The sequence below is a fragment of the Streptomyces sp. NPDC060028 genome, assembly GCF_042736725.1.
GTDB lineage: Bacteria > Actinomycetota > Actinomycetes > Streptomycetales > Streptomycetaceae > Streptomyces.
Genome location: NZ_JBHWVJ010000016.1, coordinates 1 through 25,095, shown reverse-complemented (window position 1 = coordinate 25,095; position 25,095 = coordinate 1). Strand labels below are relative to the sequence as shown.

Sequence of the window (25,095 nt, the reverse complement as noted above, 5' to 3'; positions counted from 1 at the left end):
ACTAAACTTGCACACACCTCGAGGAGTCCTGCCGATTCCTGATCCCTGCCGTACGGCTATGAAGCGATATGCGCAGGGCGGTGGGCGGGCCACAGAACAGCAGCATCAGAGATCGACGTGAGATCCTCTTCCACCGGATGATCTTTACTTCAACGGCATTCATCAAGAATGGGTGGCGCCCGATGTAGAGGCTGTTGTGCGGCCGGTGCGGCGGCGTCAGCGGGTGAATCGCCCCGAAAGCCGTCCACAAGCCGAGCTGCCCGGCCAGCGCGGCGACCGACTCCGCTTCCTCTCGCAGGACATCCCACGCAGCACGGCTCCAGTCGGCCGGGACCAGCTCTCCATCAGCTCCGGCCGCCATCACGTGCTTGCTCGGATAGACGATCGCCCCCTCGGGGAACTGCACCAGCCGCGCACCCGCCCCGGCGGCCTCGACCATCAGAGCCCGGATCTCCTCCCCGGCCGCCCGCAACGCTCCTCGCTCAGCGGGGTCCTCCGGCACCGTGCTCTGCGCGACCGCCAACCGCAATGTCCTCGCCACGCCGTGGACGGTACGGCACGCCCAGATCCACGGCCAGACCCCTCGCGGACGCAGGCCAGCCCTGGCCGGATGCAAGCAGTCATCTGTTCGACGGCGCGACTTTTCGGCACCAGCGAACCCGGCAACTCAGCCCGCTGGACAGCGTCGTGCGACCTGCTCCCGACCGCCGAACTGTTGATCGCATCCAGGCCGGACATCGTGGACGCCATGCGGCTCCATATCGCCTTCTGGGCACGATGAATTCAGCCCTGCCATAAACCGGGAGTGACAGCCCGCCGCCACAAAATTGGACGACGGGCTCCCATTTCCTCATCCGAATGTAAGAGCTCGTAACACGATCATGAGTCGGGCTTGTTGAGGCGTCGCCAGCAGATGAGGCTGCAGGCGAGGGAGACGAACGCGTCGTGGAGCTCGGTGCGGCGTTCCCATCGGACGGCGAGTCGCTTGAACTGGTGGAGCAGGGCGAAGGTCTGCTCCACGACGTAGCGGAGCTTGCCCATGTCCTTGATGTTCGGGGCTCCTTTGCGGGAGATGACGGGCAGGATCCGGCGTTTGCGCAGTTCATCGCGGTTGGGGTTGGAGTCGTAGCCCTTGTCCCCGAGCAGAGCCTCGGGACGTCGGCGGGGCCGGCCGGGACGACCTGCCACTGGTGGGATGCCGTCGACCAGGGCGAGGGTCTGCGTGACATCGTTGACGTTCGCCGCGGTCGTGATGACTTTGAGCGGGGTGCCGCGTCCGTCGCAGATCAGATGGTGTTTGCTGCCCGTCTTCCGCCGGTCGACCGGCGACGGACCGGTGTCGGCGCCCCCGTTACCGTCTTCGTGGCCCTGCAACGGGGCTCCCGGCCTTCGGGCCCGGCATGACTGCTCCCCCTTGTCGATCATGATCGAAAAAGTGGTGTCACCGGGCGCGAAGGCATTGGCAGACCGCTGATTAGGGGCACGAGCGCTGATCCCGAACCTGGGTGAGGCAGTCTCTTCGTAACGTGGATGCCGGCACGCTGATGCCGCAGTTGGGGCCGGGGAAAAGTTCGAGCACTGGAGCTGGGACGTGACCAACGACGGCATCGACGTCTACCTCGGCCTGGACGTGGGCAAAGGCGAACACCACGCCACCGCGCTCACCCCCGCGGGCAAAACGGTCCTGGACAAGCGCCTGCCGAACACCGAGCCGAAACTGCGCGAGGTGTTCGCGAAGCTGCAGGCCAAGCACGGGACCGTGCTGGTGGTCGTCGACCAGCCCGCCTCCATAGGCGCGCTGCCGCTGGCAGTGGCCCGCGCGCTGGGCTGTCGCGTCGCATACCTGCCTGGCCTGACGATGCGCCGCATCGCGGACCTCTACCCAGGAGAGGCGAAGACCGACGCCCGCGACGCGTTCGTCATTGCCGACGCTGCCCGCACCATGCCGCACACCCTTCGGGCCGTCGAGGGCGCAGACGAGACTGTCGCTGAACTGGAAATGATCGCGGGCTTCGACGACGATCTCGCCACCGAGTCGACCCGGACCAAGAATCGGCTCCGCGGCCTGCTCACACAGATCCACCCCTCGCTGGAGAAGGTCTTGGGCCCGCGGCTCGACCATCCTGCCGTCCTGGCCATGCTCGAACGCTTCGGCTCTCCCGCCCAGCTCCGAAAGGCCGGCCGCCGTCGACTGGTCACACTGCTGCGGTCCAAAGCACCCCGTATGGCAGAGCGCCTGGTCGAGGACATCTTCACAGCGCTCGACGAGCAGACTGTGGTTGTGCCCGGCACGGACGCCGCCGCGCTGGTCGTCCCCAGCCTGGCCTCCTCGCTGAGCTCGGTTCTGCACCAGCGCAAGCTGCTGGCAGCCAGGATCGAGCAACTTCTGGACGCTCACCCTCTTTCCCAGGTCCTGACCTCCATGCCCGGTATCGGGGTCAGGACCGCAGCCCGCATCCTCATCGACGTCGGCGACGGCACCGCCTTTCCCACCGCCGGGCACCTGGCCGCCTACGCCGGACTCGCGCCGGTGACCAGAAGTTCAGGGTCGTCCATCCGCGGCGAGCACCCCTCACGGCGCGGCAACAAGCAGCTCAAACGGGCCTTCTACCTGGCCGCATTCGCGTCTCTGGCCCAGCCGGAGTCACGCGCTTACTACGACAAGAAACGCCGCGAAGGGAAACACCACGTTGCGGCCCTGGTCGCTCTCGCCCGACGACGCATCGACGTGCTCTTCGCGATGCTCCGCGACGGCACCTTCTACCAACCACCGACCGCCTCTGCGGCTTGACGAAAAGCATAGGGGCACTTTTTCGCCCGGATGTGGGAGCCGTCCACGCAAGCCCTGGACCAGTCGAGGCGGCCGGCCGCGTTCAGCTCGGCGAGCAGGATCCGGTGCAGCTGGTCGAAGACCCCGGTCTGCTGCCACCGGCCCCAGGCGCCGCCAGCAGGTCTGTCCCGAGCCGAACCCCAGCTCAGGGGGTAGGAATTGCCAGGCGATGTCGTTGTAGAGGACGTACAGGATGCCTTGCAGACACAACCGGTCTGCCACCGGCCGCGGCCCTGGCGACCTCGTCGGCCAGGGCGGCAGCAGAGGCTCGATCAGTGCCCACAAGTCGTCGTCCACGATCCACGGCCGAGTGCTCACGCACTCACGAACGGCCGAATCGTCACACTGGTTACGCCCAACCAAGGCATCTCAACAAGATCCTGTTACGAGCTCTTAGCATCGCCGGGACTGCGGCGACGAAGCCCGCAGCACGATCGGCTGGACTGCCATGCGGTTCGCATCCTGACCCCTTCCGCCCGCACCGGCCTCGCAGACGCAGACGCCTCGCCATCCCAACGGATGACGGGGCGTTCTCGTACTCCCGGCCGATCCCGCCCAAAGCACCCCGCGGTACTCCGACGACCGAGTCGAAGCCCCGCCGGATCGGATTTCCGAACCGGTCACAACCCCCACGCCCTGCCCCTACGCTCTCCCCATCACGGCGACACAACCACCCGGCCCGCAGCACGAAGGAGGACCGAGTGCCCATCCCCCTCATGACTCCAAGCTTCATCGAAGACGGCGAGACAGCCGACCTAGCCGACGCCCTGGTCCGGCTGAACCTGCGCCAAAGCACCCTCACCCCCCAGATTCGTCTCGCCTACAGCCGCATAGCCAGGATGTCGTCCGCCCTCGGCGCCATGGAGCTCATCAGGTTCATCTGCGTCGGCCTGTCCACGCTCTACTTAGCCTTCGGGCTCCGAGACGGAATCGCGTCCCTCCGCGGCAACTGGGAGATACCCGTCCTGTCGCTGCTCCTCGTGCTCGGCACAACCATCGTGGTCCGCCTCGCCGCCTCACCCGGCAGCCGACTGTCCGTCACACTGGCCTGCACACGAACCGTCGCCCTGTGCGCGAACGCCCATCAAACCGACTTCTGGCTGCGCGCCGACGCCTTCCATAAAGTCGGCCGCGCGTGCCGCGGCGTCGAACGAGCCGTACGGCGTCAAGCCCACCGCTCCGGCTCCGTCCCCCTCCTGTCCCACCGCAGGAAGCGTCTCCGCCGCCACGCGGCACTCGTCATCACCGCGATCCGCCAACAAGAAGCCCAGCTCGACGAAGCTGACCCCCACCAGGCCCTCGCCGACCTCGCCCAACTCCTGATGACCGTCGCCGACAACGCCGCCGCCGAACACATCGGCGCCCTCCTCCCGCCCACTCACACCAACGGACTCGAACCCACCCGCTCCTGGGACTGGCTGCGCCTCCTCATCGCCACCATCGTCTTTGTCCTCGTCGCAGTCACCGCCAGCAAACTCGACCTCCCCGACCCCGTCGTGAACGTCATCGTCGGCACCTCCCTCCTCGTCATCGTCGGCATGCTCTTCGACTACCGACAAGGACACCGCCTCTTCAACCTCATGTGACACCCCGCCCCGCCGACCAAGGCCACACCCCTCAAAACAACCAGCGCACACTCAAACGTCCCGCCACCCCCACGGGATGGCGAGGCGCTGCGCCGGCCGGCCAGTCGGACGGGTCCGCACTCCCGAACACCGCCGTGGTCACGGGGCCCCCTACGGTGCTCTCAACCGAGGCCGTCTGGCGGTGTCCCGGTTACGGCGGTCTCCGGCCGGGCTGCCATTGCCGCAAGCCGCGGACGGCCGTCTGGTCCTGGCTGCCGACGTCACTCCGTGGCTGCGGCCGGACACTGCGGCCTCGCGGTCCGTTGGTTAACCCGATCCGGAGCCGGTACCGAAGAGGCCCGCCGTGGACTCAGCCGACGGTCCACCTCTGGAGCGCGGCGCCGGTGTCAGGCTGCTGGGTGATCGGTGCGCCATCGGTGGAGGACGCGGTGGTGAGGAGCAGTCCGCTCGCCGCGGAGGCGACCGTGTGGGTGCCGTTGGCCTGGCGCGTGATGGTCCAGCGCTGGTTGGCGCCGTTGCCGCAGGTCCACTGGATGATCTTCGCGCCGCGGCTGGTGGAGCCTCCCTCGACGTCGGCGCACAGGCCGGACTCGCTGTTCTTCAACTGGTACGTGCCGTCGGGCTGTTGGGTGAAGGCCCAGCGCTGGTTGGCGCCGCCGTTGGGAGCCCAGGTGATGAGCTGGGTGCCGGGGGTGGTGCTGTGGCCGGGGTTGTCGAGTGCCTTACCCCCGGCGGTGAGGGTGTGGACTCCGTCGAGGAAGGCCGTGACCGCCCACGTGAACGTGGCCGTGCCGGTGGCGGAGGAGGAGGCCGCGGTGACCGTCACGGCCGAGGTGCCGGCGGCGGTGGGGGTGCCGGTGATCAGGCCGCTGGAGCTGATGCTCAGTCCGGCGGGCAGGCCCGTCGCCGAGAAGGTCACGGGCTTGCCGGCGGAGTCGGTCGCCGCGAGCTGGAGGGAGACGGCCTTGCTCAGGGTGCCGGTCTGGTTGCCCGGGTTGGCGACCGTCACCGTCTCGGGTGCCGGGGCGATCGGGGCCAGTGTCAGGGTCTGCTCGGCAGCCGTGCGGGTGCCGCCGACCGTGTTGCCGGTGGTGTTGGTCCAGCTGCGGACGGGCGTGGTCTCGGACGGGCGGGCGGAGTCCGCAGAGAGACCGATGACGAGGCCGCTGTACCGGTTGACGATCTTGTACGTGCCGGTCGGGGTGCCGTTGGCGGGTGAGGTGCCGCGGATGACGAACCACTGCTGGCCGACGGTGGGCCCGCCGGTTCCGGCCGCGGTGGCGGTGGGCTTGGTGCCCCAGGCGCGGGTGGCCATGGAGGTGGTGCCCACTCCGAGGAGCTGACCGGTGCCGGAGTTGGCGATGCGGTAGGAGCCGTCGCCGTTCGAGGCGAAGGTCCACGACTCGAGGCTGGAGCCGGTGGCGGCGGCGCGCGAGGTGGTGGCCGGGCTGCCGGAGACCTGGGCCAGGACCCGGCCGCCGGCGCTGCTGATGCGGTAGGCCTTGGAGGTGTCGACCGGCGCGGCGGGCGCGGTCGTGTCGATCGCGAGGTTGACGTACTCGCTGCTCGCTCCGCCCGAGCAACCGAAGGAGCAGTACGAGCGGAAGTTCTTGCCGACGATCGTCGAGCTGGTCTTGTTGCCGCTGTCGAGGAACCAGCGGTACCAGGAGGCGTTCTTGTAGCTGCCCGTATCGCCGAGACGGAACCACTTCTGGGTGGTCAGGTCGGCGGTGGCGTAGATCTCCTGGGAAGCGTTGCCGCTCTGGTCGACCGCCTGGGGCTGGCCGATGTACAGGCCGAGGTGGGCGTTGTAGGTGATGTCCATGACGAACAGCGGGGACGTCGGGGGCATCAGGCCGGCGGCGACCTGCTGGCTCACCGAGCCGCTGTTGGCCGGGGCGTACTCCTTGGACGGCGGGGTGTATCCGGTCGCGCTGCCGGAGCCGACGGGAACCATGTTGCTCTCGCGGCCGCCGAGGCCGGGCTCGGACCAGGCTCCGTCGTACCACTTCTGCCAGGAGCCCGGCGCCAGCTTCGCCGAGATCGGAGCGCGGGCCACATGCCCGTAGAACGCGGCCCAGCCACCGCCCTTGTTCACGATCCGGGAGCCGTAGAAGGCGTAGAAGTAGCCGGATCCGGTGTCGACGAACAGCCGCTGGTCACCGGTGCCGTAGTGGAAGGTCTGCTGCGGGAAGGCGGCGTTGTCGCCGCGCTCGGTGCTGTAGGGCGAGGTGATGACGTGGTCCTTGATGGTCCACGTGCGGCCCTGGTCCTTGGAGACGGCGTAGTCGATGCCGTCGTAGTGCAAGCCGTCGGCGAACGGCTGCGGGGTGAACTCGTTGTGCACGAGTCCGTACCAGTCGCCGGTGTCCGGGTCGACCCAGACGCCGGCGAGGTCGCAGTAGTTCCGGTGTGCGTAGCCCGAGCCCGCCGGAGCGGGTGTCGATTCGAGACCGGTCGGGCTGTTGTCGCAGCGCCAAGTGGTGTCATTGTTGCGGTCGTTGGAGTTGGCCGGGTTGACCGCGTCGCTGATGGCACCGGACCGGGTGGCGGTGTCCAGGTTGGTCCCCGTGAAGAACGTCCACTTGCGGGGGTCGTCGGCGCCGTAGAGCGCGTGGGCCTGCTGGAAGTAGAACGTGCCGTCCTTGTCGACGTACGTGCCGGCGGGGGTGTCGTCGGGGTGCGTCCAGGAGCCCTTGGCGCCGACCGTGACGGTGTAGGCGGGGGCGGGGGCGGCCGGCGCCGCGGATGCCGTGGGCATCAGCAGCGTGGTGCCGCCGGAGAGGACCAGCGCGGCGGCGGCGAGTGCGCCGGCCAGTCTGCTTCGAGGAGCGATCACGGGTACTCCTTGATCGGCGGAGCCGTGGGGGCCGGCTCCTTTGATGGTCCGTCGTCCTGCGGGACGTCGGTTCGTGCTCGGGACCGCTGTGACACGGCCTGAGTCCGGCGCGTCAGTCGAACGTCTCGACGTACTCCTCGCAGGGCCCGAGGTCGGGCGCGGCCACGAGGTCGACGCGGTGGCCGAAGTGGTCGAGTTCGAGGACCGTCAGGACGTTGTCCCCTGTGCGCAGCAGCGGACGGGGAACGTAGAGGGTCGTCTGCGGGCCCACGTCCCAGTAGCGGCCGAGCAGGGTGTCGTTGACCCAGACGAAGCCCTTGCCGAAGCCGGGCAGGCGCAGGAAGGTGTCGGCGGGCTCCTCGACCCGCAGGCGCGCGGTGGCGATGCCGCGGCCGTCAGAGGGCTCGGCGGCCGTGCTGGCGCGCGTGAGGTCCTCGGCGGTCCATTCGTCGAGCGGAAGGGGGTGCATGGACCATCCGTGGACGAGCCGCCGCTCCACGCGGACCCCGCCCAGGATGCCCTTGCCCTGTCCGAGCAGCGGGCCGTAGTTGATGCGCCCCTGGTTCTCCACCAGCAGTTCGAGCCGGATCGCCGCGCCCGTGCCGGTGACGCCGAAGGACACCGTCGGCCGGTCCAGGACGGTGACGAGGGTGCCGTCGACGAAGACCTGTGCGCGGTCGTGGAGGCCGGTGACCGTCACCTCGTGGGTGCCGGGCGGTACGACCGGGTGCGCGGTGTAGAGCACGAGGCCGGAGGCTTGTCCGAGTTCCTCGAAACTGAGCGGGTTGGCGGCGTGCACGGGGGTCGACACCGACCTCAACGCGTCCAGCAGCGCGGACCCGCGGTGCACGCAGAGGGTGGCGGGCTCCAGCAGGAGCGGGTCGTCCGGCGGCTCGGGGACGGGGCGGGTGCTGTGGGGGGCGAGCTTGTCGCGCAGCGCGTGGAACTTGGGGGTGAGCGCGCCGTGCTCGGCCACGGGGGCGTCGGAGTCGTAGCTGGTGATGGTCGGCTGGAGGGCCGTGCCGTCGTGGTTCGCGCCGGCCCACAGCCCGAAGTTGGTGCCGCCGTGCGCCATGTACAGGCTCAGCGACCCGCCTAGGGCCAGGACGCCGTCGACGTCGTCGGCGGCGCTCGACGGGGAACGGACGTGGTGGGGCTCGCCCCAGTGGTCGAACCAGCCGTTCCAGAACTCGGCGCAGAGGAAGGGCTCGCCGGCGCGCCGTGAGCGCAGCAGCCCGGCGGCCTGGTCGGGGCGTGAGCCGAACGTGGCTGCCGCCAGTTCGCCGGGAAGGGTGCCGCCGTCGAGCATCAGTGGTGTGGGCCCGTCCGCCGTGAACAGCAGCTCGCGGACGCCGCGTGCCACCAGGGCGTCGCGCAGCCAGCGCATGTAGGTGTGGTCGTCGCCGTAGCTGCCGTACTCGTTCTCGATCTGCACGGCCACGACCGGGCCGTCCTGCGCCGCCTGGTGGGCGGCGACGAGCGGGATCAGTACGTCGAACCAGAGTCCGACCTCGTCGAGGAACTCGCGGTGGCTGCTCCTGGGCCGCATGCCGGGGCGTCCGGTCAGCCAGGCGGGCAGGCCGCCGTTGTCCCATTCGGCGCAGATGTACGGGCCGGGGCGGACGATGACGTCCAGGCCGGCTTCCTCCGCTAGCCGCAGGAACCGGGGCAGGTCACGCCAGCCGTCGAAGCGGATGTCACCGCGTCTGCGCTCGTGGAAGTTCCACGGCACGTAGGTGTCCACGGTGTTCAGGCCGAGCGCGGCGACGCGCTGGAGGCGGTCGGCCCACTGCTCCGGGTGGACGCGGAAGTAGTGCAGGGAGCCGGACAGGATCCGGTGGGGCCGCCTGTGGCGCAGGAAGGTGCCGTCGTCGGCCCAGCTCAGTACGGGCTGCGTGACCAGCGCGTCGGCGACGGGGGCGCGGCGGGCGGTGCGGACGGACTCGGCAGTGAGGGCGGGAGGGGTCACTTGACGGCTCCGGCGGTCGTGCCCGCGCGCCGCAGGCGCCGCGGCGCGAGGCCCAGTGAGTCCTCGTGGCCCGGCGGCCCTCCCCGGAATGTTATCGATGCCTTTTCTCGGGCCGATCCGGAGGTCGAGCCCGCACGCGAGCCCGGACCCGCGCACCCGCGGGCCGCAGGGACGAGGCCGGGAGCCCCCGCCGCTCCCGCGAGGTGGATGAATCTACGCTTCACAGCTCCTCCTGAGTGCCGCGGCAGGCAACGGAGTCGTCCTGCACGGGAGCCACGTGTCCGGCGGCGTACACCGGCGGAGTCGTCCGTCCGGCGTGCTGATTGCCGAAACTATGGCAGAGAATGTTATCGATGCCAATAGTGGGCAGGAGGCGGCATCCGGCCAGGGGAAAGGGCACGTGGGCCGTCATGTGAGCGATATCATTGACCAGGTCGGACAGGAGAAAAGGACCCCATGGCGAAGAGCGGTGACACCAACGGCGGAGCGCGCCCCCCGGGCATGCTGGACGTCGCCCGGGTCGCCGGCGTGTCCGCCCAGACCGTCTCGCGCGCGCTCGCCGGGCACCCCAACGTGCAGGAGAAGACGCGCGCCAAGGTCCTGGCGGCGGTCGACCAGCTCGGCTACCGCCGCAACAACGCCGCCCGGATGCTCTCGTCGGGCCGGAGCCGGACCATCGGCGTCGTCACCCTCCAGACGAGCTTCTACTCCAGGGCCGCTGTCACGTCCGGCATCGAGAAGGCCGCCCACGAGGCCGGCTACGCCGTCAGCGCCGCCACCACCGCCTCGCTGGACACCTCCGCCATCGAGAACGCACTCTCCCGACTCGCCGACCAGGACGTCGAAGGGATCATCCTCTCGGTGCCCCTCATCCACACCAGCAGCAGGATCGAGCAGCTGACCCGCACCACTCCTACCGTCACCATCGACGGCTCGCGCACCGACGCGACCGAGGTCCTCGCCCTCGACCAGGTCCAGGCCGCCCGCATCGCCACCCAGCACCTGCTGGACCTCGGACACGAGACGGTCTGGCACATCGCCGGCCCCGCGGAGTGGCTGGAATCGGCCCACCGCCGCGACGGGTGGCGATCCGCCCTCGAAAGCGCGGGCCGTGCCGTTCCGCCACCACTGGAAGGGGACTGGTCACCCGCCTCCGGCTACCGCAACGGCCTGGTGCTCGCGCGGATCCCGGACGCCACCGCCATCTTCGTCGCGAGCGACGAGATGGCCTTCGGGGTGATCAGGGCCCTACACGAGGTGGGCCGGCGCGTACCGGACGACATCTCGGTCGTCGGATTCGACGACATCGAGCTCGCCGAGTACTGCTCGCCCTCCCTCACAACCATCGCCCAGCCGTTCCAGCACATGGGAGCCCTCGCGGTGACCCACCTGCTCCGCCAGATCGACGCCCCCGGCGCCGTCCCCGAGCCGCGCTCGGTCGAACCACGGCTCGTCGTCCGCTCCAGCACGAGGACCGCACCCGGTCGTTGAGCCCTGGCACGAGGTGCCCGACCCGACCGTGATCGATCGGGTACGTCGCTGCGCCGACTGTGGCCGCCACACGCGCCGGGCACCCGGCCGTCCCGTGCCCCGGCAGCCCGTGGCGGGCCGGACGTCGCATCAGCCCGGGAGCTCAACCCCTTGGGTGCTGGTGGAGGGCGGCTGCCAGGAGATGGGAGTCGAGCAGGAGACGTCCGCCGTCCTGTCCGCCCGCGCGTAGCCGGCCGGCATCCGTTTGGTCAGGACGAATGCTTCGGGCGAGCGTCAGACGGGGGCCTGGTCCAGGAATCGATCACCTCGTCCAGCTGGTCGAGCGGGGCGGTCCGGTGGAGCAGACCGATGCGGTGGGCCGTATCGGCGTCGAAGACGTCGCCGGGCGGAACGCCGCGGACCCACGAGGTGGCCAAGCCGTGGGCAGGGACCCGAGAGGTGTCGTCGCGGTCCGCCGCACCGGGCGGGCCGCAGCACGAGGGCTTTGAGCTGGCCCGCCGCGTCACGGCCGAGGCCGGGAGCTGAGGGGATATGCGCCGGCCGTCACCGGGCGTCCGGTGTCCCCTCGTTCCGGTCCTCGGCCGATGGGCGCTGTTGGCGCGTTCTGGCCTGCTCGACCGCTGACACAGGAACCGGCCGCGATACCGGTCAACAACCCGCTGCGGTCCGAAAACCGCGGCGGGCACCGGCGGGGCGGGCGGACCGCGTCAGCGACGGTGGGCGTGTCATCCCAATGGGGCGATGTGCGGCACGGCGGATCAGGCAAGACTCTCGCGAAGCCCAACTTCGCCCCGGAGGTTCCATGTCGAAAAGCGGCGCGCCTCGCATCGACGTTCCGCGTGAGGCCCCGGCGCGGGCGTCGCTCGTTCTGGCGTCCCTGATCATCGTTGCCGCGGTGGCCAACTTGAACCTGTCGGTGGCCAACGTGGCGCTGCCCGCGATCGGGAAGGCCTTCGACTCCTCCCAGACTGCGCTGAACCTGATCGCCGTGGGGTACTCCCTCGGCCTGGCCGCATCGGTGCTCTATCTGGGTGCGGTCGGCGACCGTCACGGGCGCAAGCTGCTGCTGCTCCTCGGCATCGCTCTGTCCATCCCCGCCTGCCTGCTCGCCGCGTACGCGCCGAACGACACCGTCCTCGTGGTGGCCCGGGTCCTCGGCGGGCTCTCGGCCGGCATGGCCTACCCGACCACCCTGGCGCTGATCACCGCCCTGTGGACGGGGCCGGGGCGGACGAAGTCGATCGCGCTGTGGTCAGCTCTGGGCGGCGGTATCTCCATGCTCGGTCCGGTGATCTCGGGCGCGCTGCTCGAACGCTTCTACTGGGGGTCGGTGTTCCTGGTCACCCTGCCCCTCGCCGTGGTCGCGCTGGCCATGGCCCTGCTGTTCGTCCCCGCGCACGCCAACGAGTCGGCCGAACCGGTGGACAACCTCGGCGGCATCCTGTCCGTCCTCTTGGTCGCGGGACTGGTGCTGGCGATCAATTTCGCCGTCGTCCCCGACCAGGGGGCACTGGTCGTCAGCCTCGTGGTGATCGCCCTGGCTGCCGGAGCGGCGTTCTTCTGGCGTCAGCGCCGGGCTCCCAACCCGTTGTACGACCTCCACATCGCCGGCCGGCGCACATTCTGGGTCGCCGCCTGCGCGGGAATCATCGTGTTCGGCTCCATGATGGGGTCGGCATTCATCAGTCAGCAGTACCTGCAGAACGTGCTCGAGTACAACCCCGTCGAAGCCGGCGCCGCCATCCTCCCCCTCGTCGTGATGATGGTGCTCGTGGCGCCACGGTCCGCGAAGCTGGTCGAGACACGCGGCGCCCGCACGACCCTGCTGATCGGTTACGCATTCCTCTTCCTTGCCTTCGCCTGGATGCTGCTGTTCTGGGGCGAGGACAGCAGCTACTGGCAGATCGGCTTCGCCTACGTGCTCATCGGTATCGGCGCCGGCTTCGCCGGGACGCCCGCATCCCACTCGCTGACCGGATCGGTGCCCGTGCGACGGGCTGGCATGGCCTCAGGCACCGCCGACCTGCAACGGGACCTCGGCGGGGCCATCATGCAGTCCATCATGGGTGTGCTCCTCACCGCCGGCTATGCCTCGGCCTTCAGCGCGGCGATCGCCGCTTCCCCCGAGAGCAAGGACGTGTCGGACCAGGTCCAGAGCGAGCTGACGAAGTCGTTCGCCTCCGCCGGGCAGGTCGCCCAGCAGCACCCCCGGTACGCCGACCAGATCATCGCGGCAGCACGCCAGTCGTTCCTCCACGGCGACGACTGGGCGTACACGGTCGGCCTGGCCGCGATCGCCCTGAGTGCGCTGCTGATCTTCTTCATGTTCCCGCACCGGGACGCCGAGCGGGAACTCCTACGGCGCTACTACACCGAGGACTCCGCCTCCGCCTCCGCCGCCACCGAGAGGCCGAGCGGACCGGGAGCCTGAGAGGTCAGCCGGTCAGCCGGTCGCCGACCGTGTCGTGCGCGGCCTTGCCCCATGGCCGTCGAAAGCAGGTCTGAGGACCGGATTGACGCGGGCGAGGATGCGGGCGTGGCCTGCTTGACCAGCCGGGCCGCCACCTGCAGAGTCGGGATGCAGCACCGCAGCGCCGCCCGACTCTGTTGACCGGTCCCGCCCATCCACACGTGGCTGACGGTCCTGACACCCAGGAGCGGCTGATCCTATGGTCCTTGACCTGGTGGTGATCGGTACGGCCGTCACCTTGGGGCCTTTGCACAACAGCGCCTTCATCCTGCTTCTCTCCTCACGGCGCGGCGTCCGCCAGGGCCTGGCGTTCCTGTTGTCGTGGCTGGCCAACCTGATCGCGGTCATCGCCTGCGTGGTGCTGCTGACCGGCGGACAGCCCCCGGCCCGTCACAGCGCGCCCTCGACCGCCGCGATCGCTGCGAAACTCGCCATCGGCGTGGCTCTGGTGCTGTACGGCGCCCACCGGCACCGCCGACCGCCCCGCCCGCACGGCTCACCGCGCTGGACCGCCCGGATCGACAACGCCTCCCCGGCCACCGCAGCCGGCCTGGCATGGCTGTTGCAACCCTGGGCACTGGTCGGCGCCGGCGCCGCGACCGCCATCGACGCGAACCTCTCCACCCCCACCGACTGGCTCGCACTGACAGGCTACTGCCTGCTGGCCACGCTCAGCCTGATCGTCATGGAGATGTACGCGCTCTGGGCGCCCGCGGCCGCGGACGCCCGGCTGAACGCCCTGCGGAGCTGGCTGGAGCAGCACCAGGAGCAGCTGATCGTCACGCTCTCCCTGCTCGCCGGCCTGTGGCTGACGGCCCGGAGCATGTACGAGCTGGTCGCCTGACACGGACGGCCCCGAGTGACGAGCCACGGCACCCGGCGCCCCCGCCCCACAGGGCCGTCAGCGGGAATACGGCACAACTGGAGTGACGCTCCCCGCCGGCTGGCGGCTACGCGTGGGATGCGGCCCGCCGTGAGGCGTACGCGAACGACCAGGCGTCCCCCGGCACCCTGATCGCCGCCTCCGCCGCCTCCAACAGGAGCAAAAGCGACAAGGATCCGGCGCAGTGGATGCCGTCGGACGGCTCCTACCACTGCACGTACGCCGCGACGTGGGTCGGCACGAAGCTGCGCTGGGATCTGGCCGTCGACGAGAACGAGCGCCAGGCGCTCCTCGGGCTCGCCGAGGACTGCCCCACCACCGCCGTCGTCTACGAGCCCGCCCTGTAACCCTTCTTCGACCAAGACTGAGGTGCTCGGGCCTTCCAGCGCTTCGCCGTAGGCGAGCACAGCCCGCCCGGGGCGGGCCGTGCTCGCCTACGGCTGACCGCCCGCCGCGGGCGCGGTGGTCAGCCGTAGTGGCTCCAGCCGCCGTAGCGGGCCAGGAGGGTCCGGGAGTCGTCGACGTTCAGCCCCAAGGCCGCGGCCACCTTCTCCGGGTCCTGCCCACGAGCGTCGTGGGCAGGACCGTGCGCGGTGCGTCCGGCGATGAGTTCCAGGGAGCGGGCAGCTTTCAGGGCGGCGGTCGGTGCGTCCTGGCCGAGTGCTCGACCGCCTCGGCGACGTCCCGGAGAAGGGTCTCCAGTTCGGCGGGCAGGGGGACGGTGGTGGCTCTGACAGCTGTGACGTGCCGGTCCCAATCGTCCTGGCACTCCCCGGCTGTCTCCCAGCCGTACTCACGGAAGGGCAGATTACCGGCCGTCGTCCGGTCCAGGATGCGGGGCTGGCCCGCCAGCCGCACGAGCACTCCCCCTGCAGGGCATGCGTCTGGGGGCGCTGCGGGTAGGCACCGCCGTCGTAGACGGACCAGTGGCGGACCTCCCAACCGAAGCCGCCGGAGTTCGAGTCGAAGTACACCGGCTTGGGACTGCTTCCGTCTTCCAGGAGCGTCCCGACCCGGCCCTCGTGCCACTTCCCGTACTCCTCGGACGTCCAGATCTCGTCCTTCTCCACCAGCACCTCCACACCGCACCGTGGGCGGGATCCCCGCCCCTGGATAGACGATCTCGCACCCAAGGGACAGCTGCGGGGAATCGACCGAATCTGCCTCATCGGAGGGCCGCTTCGATACGACGATGCGGACGGAACGCATGTGAGCACCCCGGACCGGGACCCGGGGCAGGGCTGATTCATAGTCTGGTTGATCATGTCCCGGTGCAGGTCAGGGGCAGTGCGAGTAGGTCGAGTCGCCGGGTGAACGGCGCGTAGGAGACCTCTCGGAGTCGATGCGGCCGATGAGCTGGGGTGATGCCTCAGACGACGTCATGTCGGTGATGGCGTGGACGGTCTGCCGGGTGACCTTGCCGGTCTTCAGATCGGTGCGGTGCCGGTGGATCTTCACGGCCTGGACCAGGTACGGGAAGTCCAGGCCGAGGCCGGTGACCGTGAGTGTGCGCACCGAGCGGGTCTCGCGCCGGCCATGCCCGGCCTCGCGGTCGTAGCGGCGGGCGGTAACCTCCTTCCACGGCAGGGCTTTGAGCGCCGCGTGCAGTTTCGGCTGGTTGCCCTTGACGACCATCAGGTAGTGGGCGTTCTTCCTCTCCACCAGCCATTTCGCGTGCTCGCGTTGGGTGTGGAGGGCGTCGGCGGTCACCACGGCGCCGGTCAGGTCGAAGGGGGCCAGCAGGGCGGTGAACGCGGTGATCTCGTTGGTTTTATCCGGTACCCGGAGCTGGCTGACGGTCCGGCCGGCGGCCGTGACAGCGGACAGGAGGTGGGCGGCCGGGGCGGTTTCGGTTCGTGAGCCGCGGGCGGTCTTGCCGTCGACCGCGACCGACTCCGTCCCGGCCGGGTCGTGGCCGAGAAGGTCGGCGAGCCCGCCAGGACACACCAGAACCAGCACCCGGCGCACGGTCGAGGGCGAGGCCGGACGGCGTACCCCGAGGGGCCCTCGTGCGTGAAATCCCAGGCGGTAGAGGGTGTCCTGGCGTGCGTGGCGGGCCCACTGCCCGATGGCCAGGTAGGAACGGGCACCGGCCAGGACGGCGCAGGCGGCAGTCAACAACACCGAGGCGAGGGTATGACGCCGTCCCCGCCGGTCACGGGGATCGGGCAGCACAGCCAGCCGGGCCGCCGCGCCGGGAAGTTCACGGTGTTCACGCGAGGGCGGCTTGACCAGACAGACGGTGGCAGACGGGCGGCACATCGGGGCTCCGGTGGTCGGGCGACTTGGAGGTCCCCTTGATCATCGGAGCTTCGTTGCGTGCGGAACTTTCGTAGTGAAGGTTCGACACATCCCTGTGACCTGCTGGTTCTCGAAGCCGCCAGGACTATGAATCAGCCCTGCCGGACTACGAGCGGCACCACCCGGACGCCGGCTGGCTGGCCATGCACTGGAAGATGCCAGCGGAGACAGGCACCCGAGAGGAGCGCCTGGACGCCTATCCGCCATGACCCGGAAGTACGCCGGGCATCGCTACTTCTTCCCCGCCGTCGCGGACCTGCCGCGTGAACTCCACCCGCTGATGGCGTGGTGGGCAGTGCTGTACGCGCTGTCGATGCTCGCCCGATACCAGCCCGCCCAGTGGGCGAACCACATCAACGTGGACGGCAGCCGACACGCGGTGCCCATCGAGAAGATCCTCGAACGGGCCATGGAACATCTGCCTGGGCTGATTGCTGACACCATCCAGGAATGATGTCGCTCACTGCGACGGCGCGTACCTGGTCGTCCTCGTCGGGGATCCCTGATGCTGCGGTTGTCGAACGGGTCGAACCAGGCGGCCTCCCGAAGGTCGCCCACACAGCGAACGGTCCCCCGTACGGGCGGCTCGACGGGCACCCGCCTCCGGACGGCCGGAGGATCAGTGCGGGGACACGCGACGGGAGCCGATCAAGGATGCCGAACACCGCCGGTCGCTCGAAGAGGGCGCGCATCGTCCTGTCAGGTGTGCTGCTCCTCGCCGGGGTCGTCTCGACCGGGTGCAGCGGCGAGGCCCGCGACGCCGCGCAGGGGCCTGGAGCAGGGCCCCGCCCCCAGGCGGCGCGCTCCGGCAGGGTCACCGTCGTCTACGAGGCCCAAACGGTCAAACCGGAGGACCGGGAGGCCGTGGCACTGATCCGGAACTCCCGCGTGCTGGAGCGTACGGCCGACTGGGTGAACAGATCACTCACCCTCCCGCACGACATGGTCGTGAAGGTCACCGCCGCCGTGCCGCCCGGCGTCACCGACGCCGTCACCCAGCCCGACGGCAGGACGATCTTCGTCCCGCCACCGTTCCTGACCGAGATCGAGAAGGCCCTCGCCGACGTCGTGAAGACCGTCGAACGGCCCGCCCCGTTCCCCGCGTCCGAGTACAACACCGACGGCCTGACCGTGCTGTCGACCGAATTCATCTTCGGCCACGAGATGGGCCATGCCCTGCAGCGCCAGCTCCTCCTGGCCAACCTCGGTCTCGAAGAGGACGCGGCGGACGGCTTCGCGTCCTTCTATACCGTCAACGAGGTCGGGCCGGGCCCGTCGCTGGCCGCCGCGATCCTCTTCGACGAGATCGCACGCAAGGAAGGCACGCCGACCCTGGAGGGCATGTCGAGCGACCACCCCGTTACCCAGCAGCGGGCCTTCAACTTCCTGTGCTACCTGGAGGGCAGCGACCCGAAGAAGTACCAGCAGTCCCTGGTCGACAGCGGCTATCTCCCGAAGACCCGCGCCCCCCTCTGCCCACAGGCGTGGGCAATGCTGGACTACGGCTGGTGGACCCAGCTCCAACCCCACTTCAGCGGGGCGTTCAGGGCCCAGGGTGCCGAGGAGCAGAAGAAGGCGCACGGGCGGCTGGTCGCGGAGACACAGGCTCTGGCGAAGCGCATCGACGAGATCCGCAGCGGTCAATGAGGTAAATGACGCGTACCCCGTCGATCTCGTCCGCGTAGTCGCGCAGCAGGGTTCCGGGGACTATCGCGGGATCGGCGCCGAGGCGGTGTGCAACGCTCCACCAGCAACGGGCGATGTGAGGGTCATGAGCGTTGGCGGTGCCGCCATGTTGGCCGTAGACGCTGTACACGTAGGTGTTGACCAACACGTAGCTGATGTCGATGCCGAGCTTGTTGAGGAACCCCTGAAACCGGCGGCCGGCGGTACCGGCCAAGGTTCGGCGAGCGATGCTTTCGTGGGCGGCGGGATCCTGGTCAAGAACGAGAACCCGGGCCGTGCCGTCGAGCCGGCCGCGGTGGAAGATCGGACCCCATTCGGTGCGGAAGTGTTTGGCCGGGTAGGTCTCTGGGCCGGGGTATTCGCTGACCAGAGTGGCGTATGGGGTGTGGGCGTAGCCGGGGTCGAAAATGCATGCGGGTCCCTACTCCAGGCGAGCGATCACCAATGACTCACGGTAGTCGGGAGATGACTTTACGTCATTAAGCCTGTTAGGTGGCGTTCACCGGTCAACGGGCCTCTGTAAGGCTGGGCGAGGGGACGCTGATGCCGCCTGCAATCGACAAGCCGAGGACGGAGTCCTTCGCGCAGCGGTGCCGCCTGGTCACCCTTGACGCAGCCAACCGAGTGATCGACGACGGTGTGCTGTACGTCGATGGCGGCCGCAATGCCGCGGTGCTCCGTGCCGCTGAGCTGGCCCCGCCCGGCTTCGAGGATGTCATGCCGATTGCCACCGAGGGCACGGTGTATCCGGGGCTGATTGAACTCCACAATCACCTGCCGTACGACGTCCTTCCGTTGTGGGCCGTGCCGGAGAAATATGGCAACCGCTCGCAGTGGGGCGGCATTCGAAATCCCGCCTACCGCGCCCTGGTCACCGGACCGATTCGCATGCTCGGGCAAGATCCGCAGCTGATGCCGGCCGTGGTGCGGTATGCCGAGGCCAAGGCTTTGCCCAACGGCACCACGACCACGCAGGGGATTGCGCTGTTCAGCAACGCCGGGGCGCGCCGGATGCACCGGATGCACCGGGGGATCGTCCGCAACGTGGAGGAGACCGACGACCCCGAGCTGCCAGAGGCCGCCTCCAGGATCGCCGACGGGAGGCCAAGAACACTGAGAAGTTCCTGGCCCGTCTCAAGCAGCCGCACCGGCTACTCCTCCACCTGGCGGAGGGTACGGACAAAGCAGCTCGGGATCATTTGCTCGCCCTCAAGATCGGGCGTGGCCGGTGGGCGATTACGGAAAACCTGGTAGGCATTCACTGCACTGGGCTCAAGGGCCAGGACTTCAAGGTCCTGGCCGACCACGGCGGCTCGATGGTGTGGTCACCGTTGTCTAACCTGCTGCTGTACGGGCAGACCGCCGACATTGCCGCCGCCGGCCGAGTCGGCGAGCTCATCGGGTTGGGCTCGCACTGGTCGGTCTCGGGTAGCAAGGGGCTGCTGAGTGAGCTCAAAGCCGCCCGGCTGGCTGCCAATGCCAGCGAAGTGGACCTCAGCAACCGTGAGTTGGTGGCCATGGTTGCCCGGGATGCCGCGCGGATTCTGCGCTGGGACCAAGCCCCGGGCTCGCTCCAGCCGGGGCTGCGCGCCGACCTACTGGTCACCGCCGGCACGGCCAGCGACCCCTACACGGGTCTCGTCGAGGCTGTAGACACCGACATCCGGTTGGTCGTCATCGACGGCATTGCCCGCTACGGCATCCGCCACCTCGTCCAGGCCATCTCGTCCGACGCAACTCTGGGAGAGCTGTCTTCGATCGGAGCAGACGAGCGGGTCGTCAACCTGCACGATGCCGTGGCCGACCCGATCGTGGCCGGGCTGTCCCTGGCCGAAGCGACCGATCGGCTGGCCACTGCACTGGCTGATCTGCCGGCTCTCGCAGCCCGTGCCAGACAGTCCCTGACCGGAGCTGCCGCGGGCAGCGTGCGCTGGCAGTTGGCCCTGGACGAACTCGCCCCGACCGGCGCCGAGCAGCGCCCACGATTGCCTCTGCTGACTGCCGGGCGAGCCCATCCCACCGGCCCCGACCTGGAGCCGCTCACAGCGGCAGTCGGCACCCTCGCTCCCCTCGTGCTCGGCAGCCTGACAGCCAGCGCCGAACCGCCTTCCTGGCCGCGCTGGCCCAGGAAGGCGACCTGCCCGACTCCGCGCCCAGCTACTGACCCGACCTTGCCATCCGGTGCAACCGTTTCGAGCACCCGCAACGACAGAACAGGAACTTGGCATGCTCCCTACTCAGCTCGCTCTCGTCTCTGAGACTCGCCAGATCACCCCGTCCCAGCTCAACCGGGTGGCCGCCGCCCTGCAGAAACAGGCCTTGCGGGATTTCTCCCCCATCTGGAAGATTCCGGCCACCATCGACGCCTTCGACAACCTCAACGACGTCCCGGTCGGCTACTGGCCCCTGATCGTCATGGACGACATTCAGCAGGCAGGAGCCGCCGGCGTCCACCTCGACAAAAACGGACAGCCCTTCTCCCTGATCGAGTACAGCGACAGCTGGTCGCTGACCGCCAGCCACGAAATGCTTGAGATGCTCGGTGACCCCGGAGGCAACCGCCTGGTCGCCGGCCAGTCCCCCAAGCCCGACCAGGGAGTGGTGGAGTTCCTCGTCGAGGTCGCCGACCCGTCCGAGGCCCCGGAGTACGGCTACACCATCAACGGGCTGCTGATGTCGGACTTCTTCACTCCCCACTTCTACGACCCAGTCGCCTCCCCTGGCGTGCGCTACAGCTTCACCGGCAAGCTGGACGGCCCACGCAAGATCCTTCCAGGCGGCTACATCAGCTGGCACGACCCGGTCAGCGACCACTGGTGGCAACAGGTCTGGTTCGGCACCGATGAGCCCGAGTTCATCGACCTGGGCCAGCTGACCGCTCGTGTCGGCAGCCTGCGCGCGGCCATCGACTCTCGCACAGGCACTATCTCGCGCATCGCCAACAGCGGCCCGCAGTCCGAGCGCTTCGCCGCCGCCCGCACCCTCACCGCCGCAGTCAAAGAATCCACGTCATCCCGGGCCAACGGGTGGCGCAGTCGCATCGAGCAGTTGCAGGCCGAGCCGGTCATCGAGGGAACCTGGGAGGACAGCGAGTAGGACAATGGGGAGCAGCATCTGTCTCAGCTCACCCCACGAAAGGAGGCGCACCATGGCCGAAGAAGAGAAGGGCGGCAAGGACCGCGCTGATCAGCTGCATGAGGTAATCGACCAGCTCGCAGCCGGTGCGGCCTCCCCTGATGCTCCCGCGCCGACAGGGCCTCGCGGGGAAAGCCTGCGTGAGGCCGTTCACCGTCGGATGCGCGAACTCCATGCCCTGAGCGAGGAGAAGCAGGAAAAGTCGGCGTCAGACACCGAGACCCTTTGAGCCCGTGACCGATCACGGCGGGACCGGGAGAACAGTTGGTAGGCCAGAGGGCCGAGCCTTGGACGACCGTCACATATGACCGATCATGGGAAAAAATGCTCAGATCGCACGGCAAAATGACCATTGTGGAGCCGAGGGGGCCGTCCTATTGGCAAAGTGTTCGGTCGGCGGCACGGTCACGTAGCCATCCGTGAAGGGGCTGACGACCAGCTGGTGCCGGCCGCCAGTGGCCGCATGGCGGTTCCCCGAGGTCACAGCCTGTGCCATCCACGAAGCGCGCGGCGGCCTCGCCGCGCTCCCGGGGCTTGCCGCCGTCGGCGGGCCGGCCGGTCCAGCCCTGCACCTCGTCGTAGCCACCAGCCTCGGCGCCCACCACCCCGAGGACCGGCTACGGGCCGTGGACGCGCTGCTCACCCTCGGAGCCAGGGAGGAGCTGGACGCAGGGCGCCTGGGCGGGGACCTGAGCGAACTCCTGAACCTGGGCACGGTCAAACCCAACCGCCTCGCCGATTCGCTGCGCACCGCCGCCGCCTCGGCCGTCGCGTGCTTGGCGGCAGCGAGGCTGTCAGAGAGCCGCTGGTTCTGAGGGGCCGGTATTGCTGCGTCGGCCCACCATCAGGCGGGGCCGACCAGCGCCACGAGGTGCTGCCGGTCAGCGTGTCGCACTCCACGACCACGTTGTGGACGATCGCGTAATTCCCCAGGGGTAAGTTCACGTAATTCCCCACCTGGTCGGCTGGCGGGGGGCCTGGGCATGAGGGGGTCGTCGGCTGATCAGCGGCCTCTGGCAGACTTCGCCGCATGGGATTGTTCAAGCGGGCCAGGAAGTCGGAGAGCCCTGCTCAGGGAGTGGATCCGGCGGACCTGAGCACGCTGCTGCTGCAGGGCGAAGACATCATCGACCAGCTGGCTCGGGCGCACGTGTCCTGGGGGCTGGGCTCTGCGGACCGCTGGGGCCTGGATCAGAGGACGGGCCTCATCACGTGGACCTTCCCCGAGAAGACCGCGACGGCGCCCGCGCAGATCCTGGCCAGCTTCAGCCCTTCGTCGGGCTCGTGGCTGTGGGCCTGGGCGAACGAGAGCATCCTCTCGGAGATGAGTCGCGACGCCCTAACAGTTCGGGACTGGGCAGAAGCACATGGCCATCACGCTCTGGCCCAACCGAAGGTCGACGCCGACGAGCAGGCCGCGGCAACCCTCGCGGCTCTGGCCGTCCGGATCACCAGGGCAACCGGCTTCTATCAGGGCCCGGGAGGCAACTCCGTCGCGATCATCACGTTCGGGCCGGTCACCCTGACCGCTGCGGATGGCAGCACGTCCACCTTCAACATCAACATCGACTAGTGCTGTGACCGGGAAGGTTCACCGGGTTGCTCGTTGTGCTGGTTGGAAATGACTTCTCCAACCAGCGTGGGGAGGCGGGATGGCGCAACCGGTCCGGGCTCGCGGGCTGACCGAGCAGGAGGGCCAGAAACTCCAGCACATCGTCCGGCGGGGTAGTACGAGTTCGGTGCGGTTTCGGCGGGCGATGATGTTACTGGCCTCGGCTGGTGGAAGCACGGTCCCGGTCATGGCCCGCCTGGTCCAGGCGGACGAGGACACCGTCCGCGATGTGATTCACAAGTTCAACGAGATCTGGCTCGCATGCCTGAACCCTCGATGGGCGGGAGGCCGTCCCCGCCTTCTCGATCGTGACGACGAGGACTTCGTCGTCCAGACGGCCACCACCCGCCCGACCGTGTTGGGCAAGCCCTTCACTCGCTGGTCGATCCGCAAGCTCGCCGATCACCTGCGGCGCAACCGTGCCCGCCCCGTCCTCATCGGCCGGGAGGCACTGCGGTGCTTACTCGCCCGCCGCGGGGTCTCCTTCCAGCGCACGAAAACCTGGAAGGAGTCCCCGGACCCCGACTTCGACGCCAAGCTCGCCCGGATCGACTACGCGATCAACGAGCGGCCGGACCGCACCTTCGCGTTCGACGAGTTCGGCCCCTTGGGAATCCGCCCCACCGCCGGCTCCTGCTGGGCCGAGAAGACAAGGCCGAACCGTCTGCCGGCCACCTACCGGCGCACCCACGGCATCACCTACTTCCACGGCTGCTACTCCATCGGCGACGATCAGATGTGGGGGATCAACCGGCGCCGCAAGAGCATCGACCACACCTGGGCCGCCTTGAGAACGATCCGGGCGGCCCGACCGGACGGCGCCCCGATCTACGTGATCCTCGACAACCTCTCCGCCCACCTGAACTGGAGAATCCGCAGGTGGGCAGCCCGGAACAAGGTCGAGCTGTGCTTCACCCCGACCTACGCGTCCTGGGCCAACCCGATCGAGGCCCACTTCGGACCGCTACGGCAGTTCACCCTGGCCAACTCGAACCATCCCAACCACACCGTCCAGACCCGAGCCCTGCACGCATACCTGCGCTGGCGCAACAAGAACGCCCGCCACCCCGACGTCCTCGCAGCACAACGACGCGAACGCGCCCGTATCCGCAGCGAGAAAGGCATCCGCTGGGGCGGACGACCACTACCCATCGCGGCCTGACCGCTCAACCCGGTGAACCTTCCCGGCCACAGCACTAGCTGACACGCGCCTCGGGAGGCTGACAGCGCCGCCGGCATGCCAGCAGCCCCCCGGACACCGACGGCTCGCCGCACGGCAAGCCCGGCCAGCTGCTCATCAGTACGAGTCTGGCTCCTCTTCCCGCCCCTCCGCTACGCAGAGCGACCGGACCCCCGGTGCGTCAATCTTTTTGAACCCGGGTACAGCGCGCAGGACCGGCTCTTCGGCACTTTCGGAGAGCCAGCGCTACGGGTCCGTTGACGCTCCTCAGATGCGCTGTGCGGTCAGCCTCTCTCCAACTGCGCCAAGGACCAGAATGTTCCTGGCGGTACCTTCCCGGCCATGATCGCCGTCCAACCACTCGACGAAACTCAGGGCAAGCGATTCAGATCCAGGGTTTCCGGACCCTGCCGAGTAGTCCGTACTCAACTCAACGTCATAGTCCTGTTCGGTCAGTTGGACTATGGCCAGCATGCGGACGTGGTCGACTTGCTCCGCCTCACCCTTGGTGCGAGCCCAGGCTCGGAACCGCTCCAGCATTTCTGCATCCGTGGTCCGCGTGGTCACGGAGCCGGTGGGCAACTGCTCAGGGGCGTTGGCGACGCCGTTGAGGCAGCCTCGCACCCAGGAGCCACGATCCATCTCGGCGGCGCTGCCGGCCTGCAGGGCCCGGCGCGTACAGCCGCCCCATACGGTCTCGCGCACGGCCGCCCCCTTCCCCAAGGAGTCGTAAACGGCCTTGCCCGCGGTGTATCCGTCACGGTAGGCGGCAACGTACTCAGGTACGGCAGACGATCGGGACTCGGGCGCAGGGCCGTCGAAGGGCTTACCGCTGCCGCAGCCGACTAGCCGATTAACGCGGCGACAGTCATACCGAGTAGACGGCCTGAGCGATGATTCACTGCTCCCCCTGGGTGCGTACTGATGACCAAAGAGAGAGCATCCCGGGTTCATTGATCGCCCCGGTCGAAGGTGGTTTCGCGCACCTCAAGAACTGGCGGAACCTCACCAAACTCCGGACCGACCCCACCCGCGCCACCCACCTCCTGAGTGCCCTGGGGCCTTCCCCCGTGGTGGTGGACACGCTTCGTTGATCACGCGGCGAGGGTGAGC

General features: G+C 68.8%; 21 protein-coding genes and 3 pseudogenes. 16 read left to right on the top strand and 8 right to left on the bottom strand.

Annotated elements, in window-relative coordinates; genetic code table 11:
• Position 1: 1 nt before the first annotated feature.
• Complete coding sequence (locus ACFWBF_RS11135; protein WP_385598623.1) at positions 2-541, bottom strand: hypothetical protein; 540 nt, start codon at positions 539-541, stop codon at positions 2-4.
• A gap of 338 nt (positions 542-879) precedes the next feature.
• On the bottom strand, positions 880-1,374 hold the full coding sequence (locus tag ACFWBF_RS11130; RefSeq protein ID WP_385598620.1) for an IS5 family transposase: 495 nt from the start codon (positions 1,372-1,374) through the stop codon (positions 880-882).
• A gap of 217 nt (positions 1,375-1,591) precedes the next feature.
• Here ACFWBF_RS11130 and ACFWBF_RS11125 point away from each other — a divergent pair, with 217 nt between their 5' ends.
• Positions 1,592-2,791, top strand: coding sequence for an IS110 family transposase (locus ACFWBF_RS11125; protein WP_385598617.1), 1,200 nt, complete (start codon positions 1,592-1,594; stop codon positions 2,789-2,791).
• A gap of 156 nt (positions 2,792-2,947) precedes the next feature.
• On the opposite strand, the pseudogene ACFWBF_RS11120 reads toward ACFWBF_RS11125, so the two are convergent.
• Positions 2,948-3,127 (bottom strand): annotated as a pseudogene (locus tag ACFWBF_RS11120) (transposase); the annotation flags it as partial.
• A 419-nt stretch (positions 3,128-3,546) separates the two neighbouring features.
• Here ACFWBF_RS11120 and ACFWBF_RS11115 point away from each other — a divergent pair.
• Together ACFWBF_RS11115 and ACFWBF_RS11110 are read left to right on the top strand one after the other, a co-directional pair.
• On the top strand, positions 3,547-4,416 hold the full coding sequence (locus ACFWBF_RS11115; protein WP_385598614.1) for a hypothetical protein: 870 nt from the start codon (positions 3,547-3,549) through the stop codon (positions 4,414-4,416).
• Positions 4,417-4,534: 118 nt separating this feature from the next.
• Positions 4,535-4,711: pseudogene (locus ACFWBF_RS11110) on the top strand (transposase); the annotation flags it as partial.
• 54 nt (positions 4,712-4,765) lie between these two features.
• On the opposite strand, the gene ACFWBF_RS11105 reads toward ACFWBF_RS11110, so the two are convergent.
• Both ACFWBF_RS11105 and ACFWBF_RS11100 read right to left on the bottom strand, forming a co-directional pair.
• Positions 4,766-7,255, bottom strand: a complete 2,490-nt coding sequence (locus ACFWBF_RS11105; RefSeq protein WP_385598611.1) for an RICIN domain-containing protein — start codon at positions 7,253-7,255, stop codon at positions 4,766-4,768.
• A gap of 112 nt (positions 7,256-7,367) precedes the next feature.
• On the bottom strand, positions 7,368-9,158 hold the full coding sequence (locus ACFWBF_RS11100; protein ID WP_385598841.1) for a glycoside hydrolase family 35 protein: 1,791 nt from the start codon (positions 9,156-9,158) through the stop codon (positions 7,368-7,370).
• A gap of 522 nt (positions 9,159-9,680) precedes the next feature.
• On the opposite strand from ACFWBF_RS11100, the gene ACFWBF_RS11095 reads away from it, so the two are divergent.
• From ACFWBF_RS11095 to ACFWBF_RS11080, 4 genes and pseudogenes are all read left to right on the top strand, one after another.
• Positions 9,681-10,715 (top strand): LacI family DNA-binding transcriptional regulator, encoded by a 1,035-nt coding sequence (locus ACFWBF_RS11095; protein WP_385598609.1) that lies wholly within the window; start codon positions 9,681-9,683, stop codon positions 10,713-10,715.
• A gap of 802 nt (positions 10,716-11,517) precedes the next feature.
• The gene (locus tag ACFWBF_RS11090; RefSeq protein ID WP_385598606.1) at positions 11,518-13,146 is read left to right on the top strand and encodes an MFS transporter; all 1,629 of its coding nucleotides are present in this window, start codon (positions 11,518-11,520) and stop codon (positions 13,144-13,146) included.
• Positions 13,147-13,384: 238 nt separating this feature from the next.
• A complete protein-coding gene (locus ACFWBF_RS11085; RefSeq protein ID WP_385598603.1) occupies positions 13,385-14,029 on the top strand; it encodes a GAP family protein in 645 nt (214 codons plus the stop codon).
• A 122-nt stretch (positions 14,030-14,151) separates the two neighbouring features.
• Positions 14,152-14,415, top strand: a pseudogene (locus tag ACFWBF_RS11080) (HNH endonuclease); the annotation flags it as partial.
• 283 nt (positions 14,416-14,698) lie between these two features.
• Here ACFWBF_RS11080 and ACFWBF_RS11075 read toward each other — a convergent pair.
• Positions 14,699-14,926 (bottom strand): hypothetical protein, encoded by a 228-nt coding sequence (locus ACFWBF_RS11075; protein WP_385598600.1) that lies wholly within the window; start codon positions 14,924-14,926, stop codon positions 14,699-14,701.
• A gap of 420 nt (positions 14,927-15,346) precedes the next feature.
• The gene (locus tag ACFWBF_RS11070; protein ID WP_385598597.1) at positions 15,347-16,192 is read right to left on the bottom strand and encodes an ISAs1 family transposase; all 846 of its coding nucleotides are present in this window, start codon (positions 16,190-16,192) and stop codon (positions 15,347-15,349) included.
• A gap of 382 nt (positions 16,193-16,574) precedes the next feature.
• On the opposite strand from ACFWBF_RS11070, the gene ACFWBF_RS11065 reads away from it, so the two are divergent.
• The 9 genes from ACFWBF_RS11065 (at position 16,575) to ACFWBF_RS11025 (ending at position 23,964) form a co-directional block, all read left to right on the top strand.
• Positions 16,575-16,823, top strand: coding sequence for a YaaC family protein (locus ACFWBF_RS11065; protein WP_385598594.1), 249 nt, complete (start codon positions 16,575-16,577; stop codon positions 16,821-16,823).
• Between the two features lie 200 nt (positions 16,824-17,023).
• Positions 17,024-18,016, top strand: coding sequence for a DUF4344 domain-containing metallopeptidase (locus tag ACFWBF_RS11060; protein ID WP_385598591.1), 993 nt, complete (start codon positions 17,024-17,026; stop codon positions 18,014-18,016).
• A gap of 531 nt (positions 18,017-18,547) precedes the next feature.
• Positions 18,548-19,309, top strand: coding sequence for a hypothetical protein (locus ACFWBF_RS11055; protein ID WP_385598588.1), 762 nt, complete (start codon positions 18,548-18,550; stop codon positions 19,307-19,309).
• Positions 19,255-20,313 carry an amidohydrolase family protein gene (locus tag ACFWBF_RS11050; RefSeq protein ID WP_385598585.1) on the top strand — a complete coding sequence of 353 codons (1,059 nt, stop codon included), beginning with the start codon at positions 19,255-19,257 and terminating at the stop codon, positions 20,311-20,313. Before ACFWBF_RS11055 ends, ACFWBF_RS11050 begins: the two co-directional genes overlap by 55 nt.
• Positions 20,314-20,347: 34 nt before the next feature.
• Positions 20,348-21,151, top strand: a complete 804-nt coding sequence (locus tag ACFWBF_RS11045) for a hypothetical protein (protein WP_385598582.1) — start codon at positions 20,348-20,350, stop codon at positions 21,149-21,151.
• Positions 21,152-21,203: 52 nt separating this feature from the next.
• The gene (locus ACFWBF_RS11040; RefSeq protein WP_385598579.1) at positions 21,204-21,419 is read left to right on the top strand and encodes a hypothetical protein; all 216 of its coding nucleotides are present in this window, start codon (positions 21,204-21,206) and stop codon (positions 21,417-21,419) included.
• A gap of 226 nt (positions 21,420-21,645) precedes the next feature.
• Complete coding sequence (locus ACFWBF_RS11035) at positions 21,646-22,005, top strand: hypothetical protein (RefSeq protein WP_385598576.1); 360 nt, start codon at positions 21,646-21,648, stop codon at positions 22,003-22,005.
• A 215-nt stretch (positions 22,006-22,220) separates the two neighbouring features.
• On the top strand, positions 22,221-22,763 hold the full coding sequence (locus ACFWBF_RS11030) for a DUF6882 domain-containing protein (RefSeq protein WP_385598573.1): 543 nt from the start codon (positions 22,221-22,223) through the stop codon (positions 22,761-22,763).
• Between the two features lie 79 nt (positions 22,764-22,842).
• Positions 22,843-23,964: an IS630 family transposase gene (locus ACFWBF_RS11025; RefSeq protein ID WP_385598570.1), complete on the top strand. Its 1,122-nt coding sequence runs from the start codon at positions 22,843-22,845 to the stop codon at positions 23,962-23,964.
• A 285-nt stretch (positions 23,965-24,249) separates the two neighbouring features.
• On the opposite strand, the gene ACFWBF_RS11020 is transcribed toward ACFWBF_RS11025, so the two are convergent.
• Positions 24,250-24,687, bottom strand: coding sequence for a hypothetical protein (locus ACFWBF_RS11020; RefSeq protein WP_385598567.1), 438 nt, complete (start codon positions 24,685-24,687; stop codon positions 24,250-24,252).
• Positions 24,688-25,095 lie beyond the last annotated feature (408 nt).

Coding starts and splice junctions, on each gene's coding strand:
- ACFWBF_RS11115 (WP_385598614.1), top strand. CDS start 3,547: ATGACTCCAAGCTTCATCGAAGACGGCGAGACAGCCGACCTAGCCGAC.
- ACFWBF_RS11095 (WP_385598609.1), top strand. CDS start 9,681: ATGGCGAAGAGCGGTGACACCAACGGCGGAGCGCGCCCCCCGGGCATG.
- ACFWBF_RS11090 (WP_385598606.1), top strand. CDS start 11,518: ATGTCGAAAAGCGGCGCGCCTCGCATCGACGTTCCGCGTGAGGCCCCG.
- ACFWBF_RS11085 (WP_385598603.1), top strand. CDS start 13,385: ATGGTCCTTGACCTGGTGGTGATCGGTACGGCCGTCACCTTGGGGCCT.
- ACFWBF_RS11065 (WP_385598594.1), top strand. CDS start 16,575: ATGACCCGGAAGTACGCCGGGCATCGCTACTTCTTCCCCGCCGTCGCG.
- ACFWBF_RS11060 (WP_385598591.1), top strand. CDS start 17,024: ATGCCGAACACCGCCGGTCGCTCGAAGAGGGCGCGCATCGTCCTGTCA.
- ACFWBF_RS11040 (WP_385598579.1), top strand. CDS start 21,204: ATGGCCGAAGAAGAGAAGGGCGGCAAGGACCGCGCTGATCAGCTGCAT.
- ACFWBF_RS11030 (WP_385598573.1), top strand. CDS start 22,221: ATGGGATTGTTCAAGCGGGCCAGGAAGTCGGAGAGCCCTGCTCAGGGA.
- ACFWBF_RS11025 (WP_385598570.1), top strand. CDS start 22,843: ATGGCGCAACCGGTCCGGGCTCGCGGGCTGACCGAGCAGGAGGGCCAG.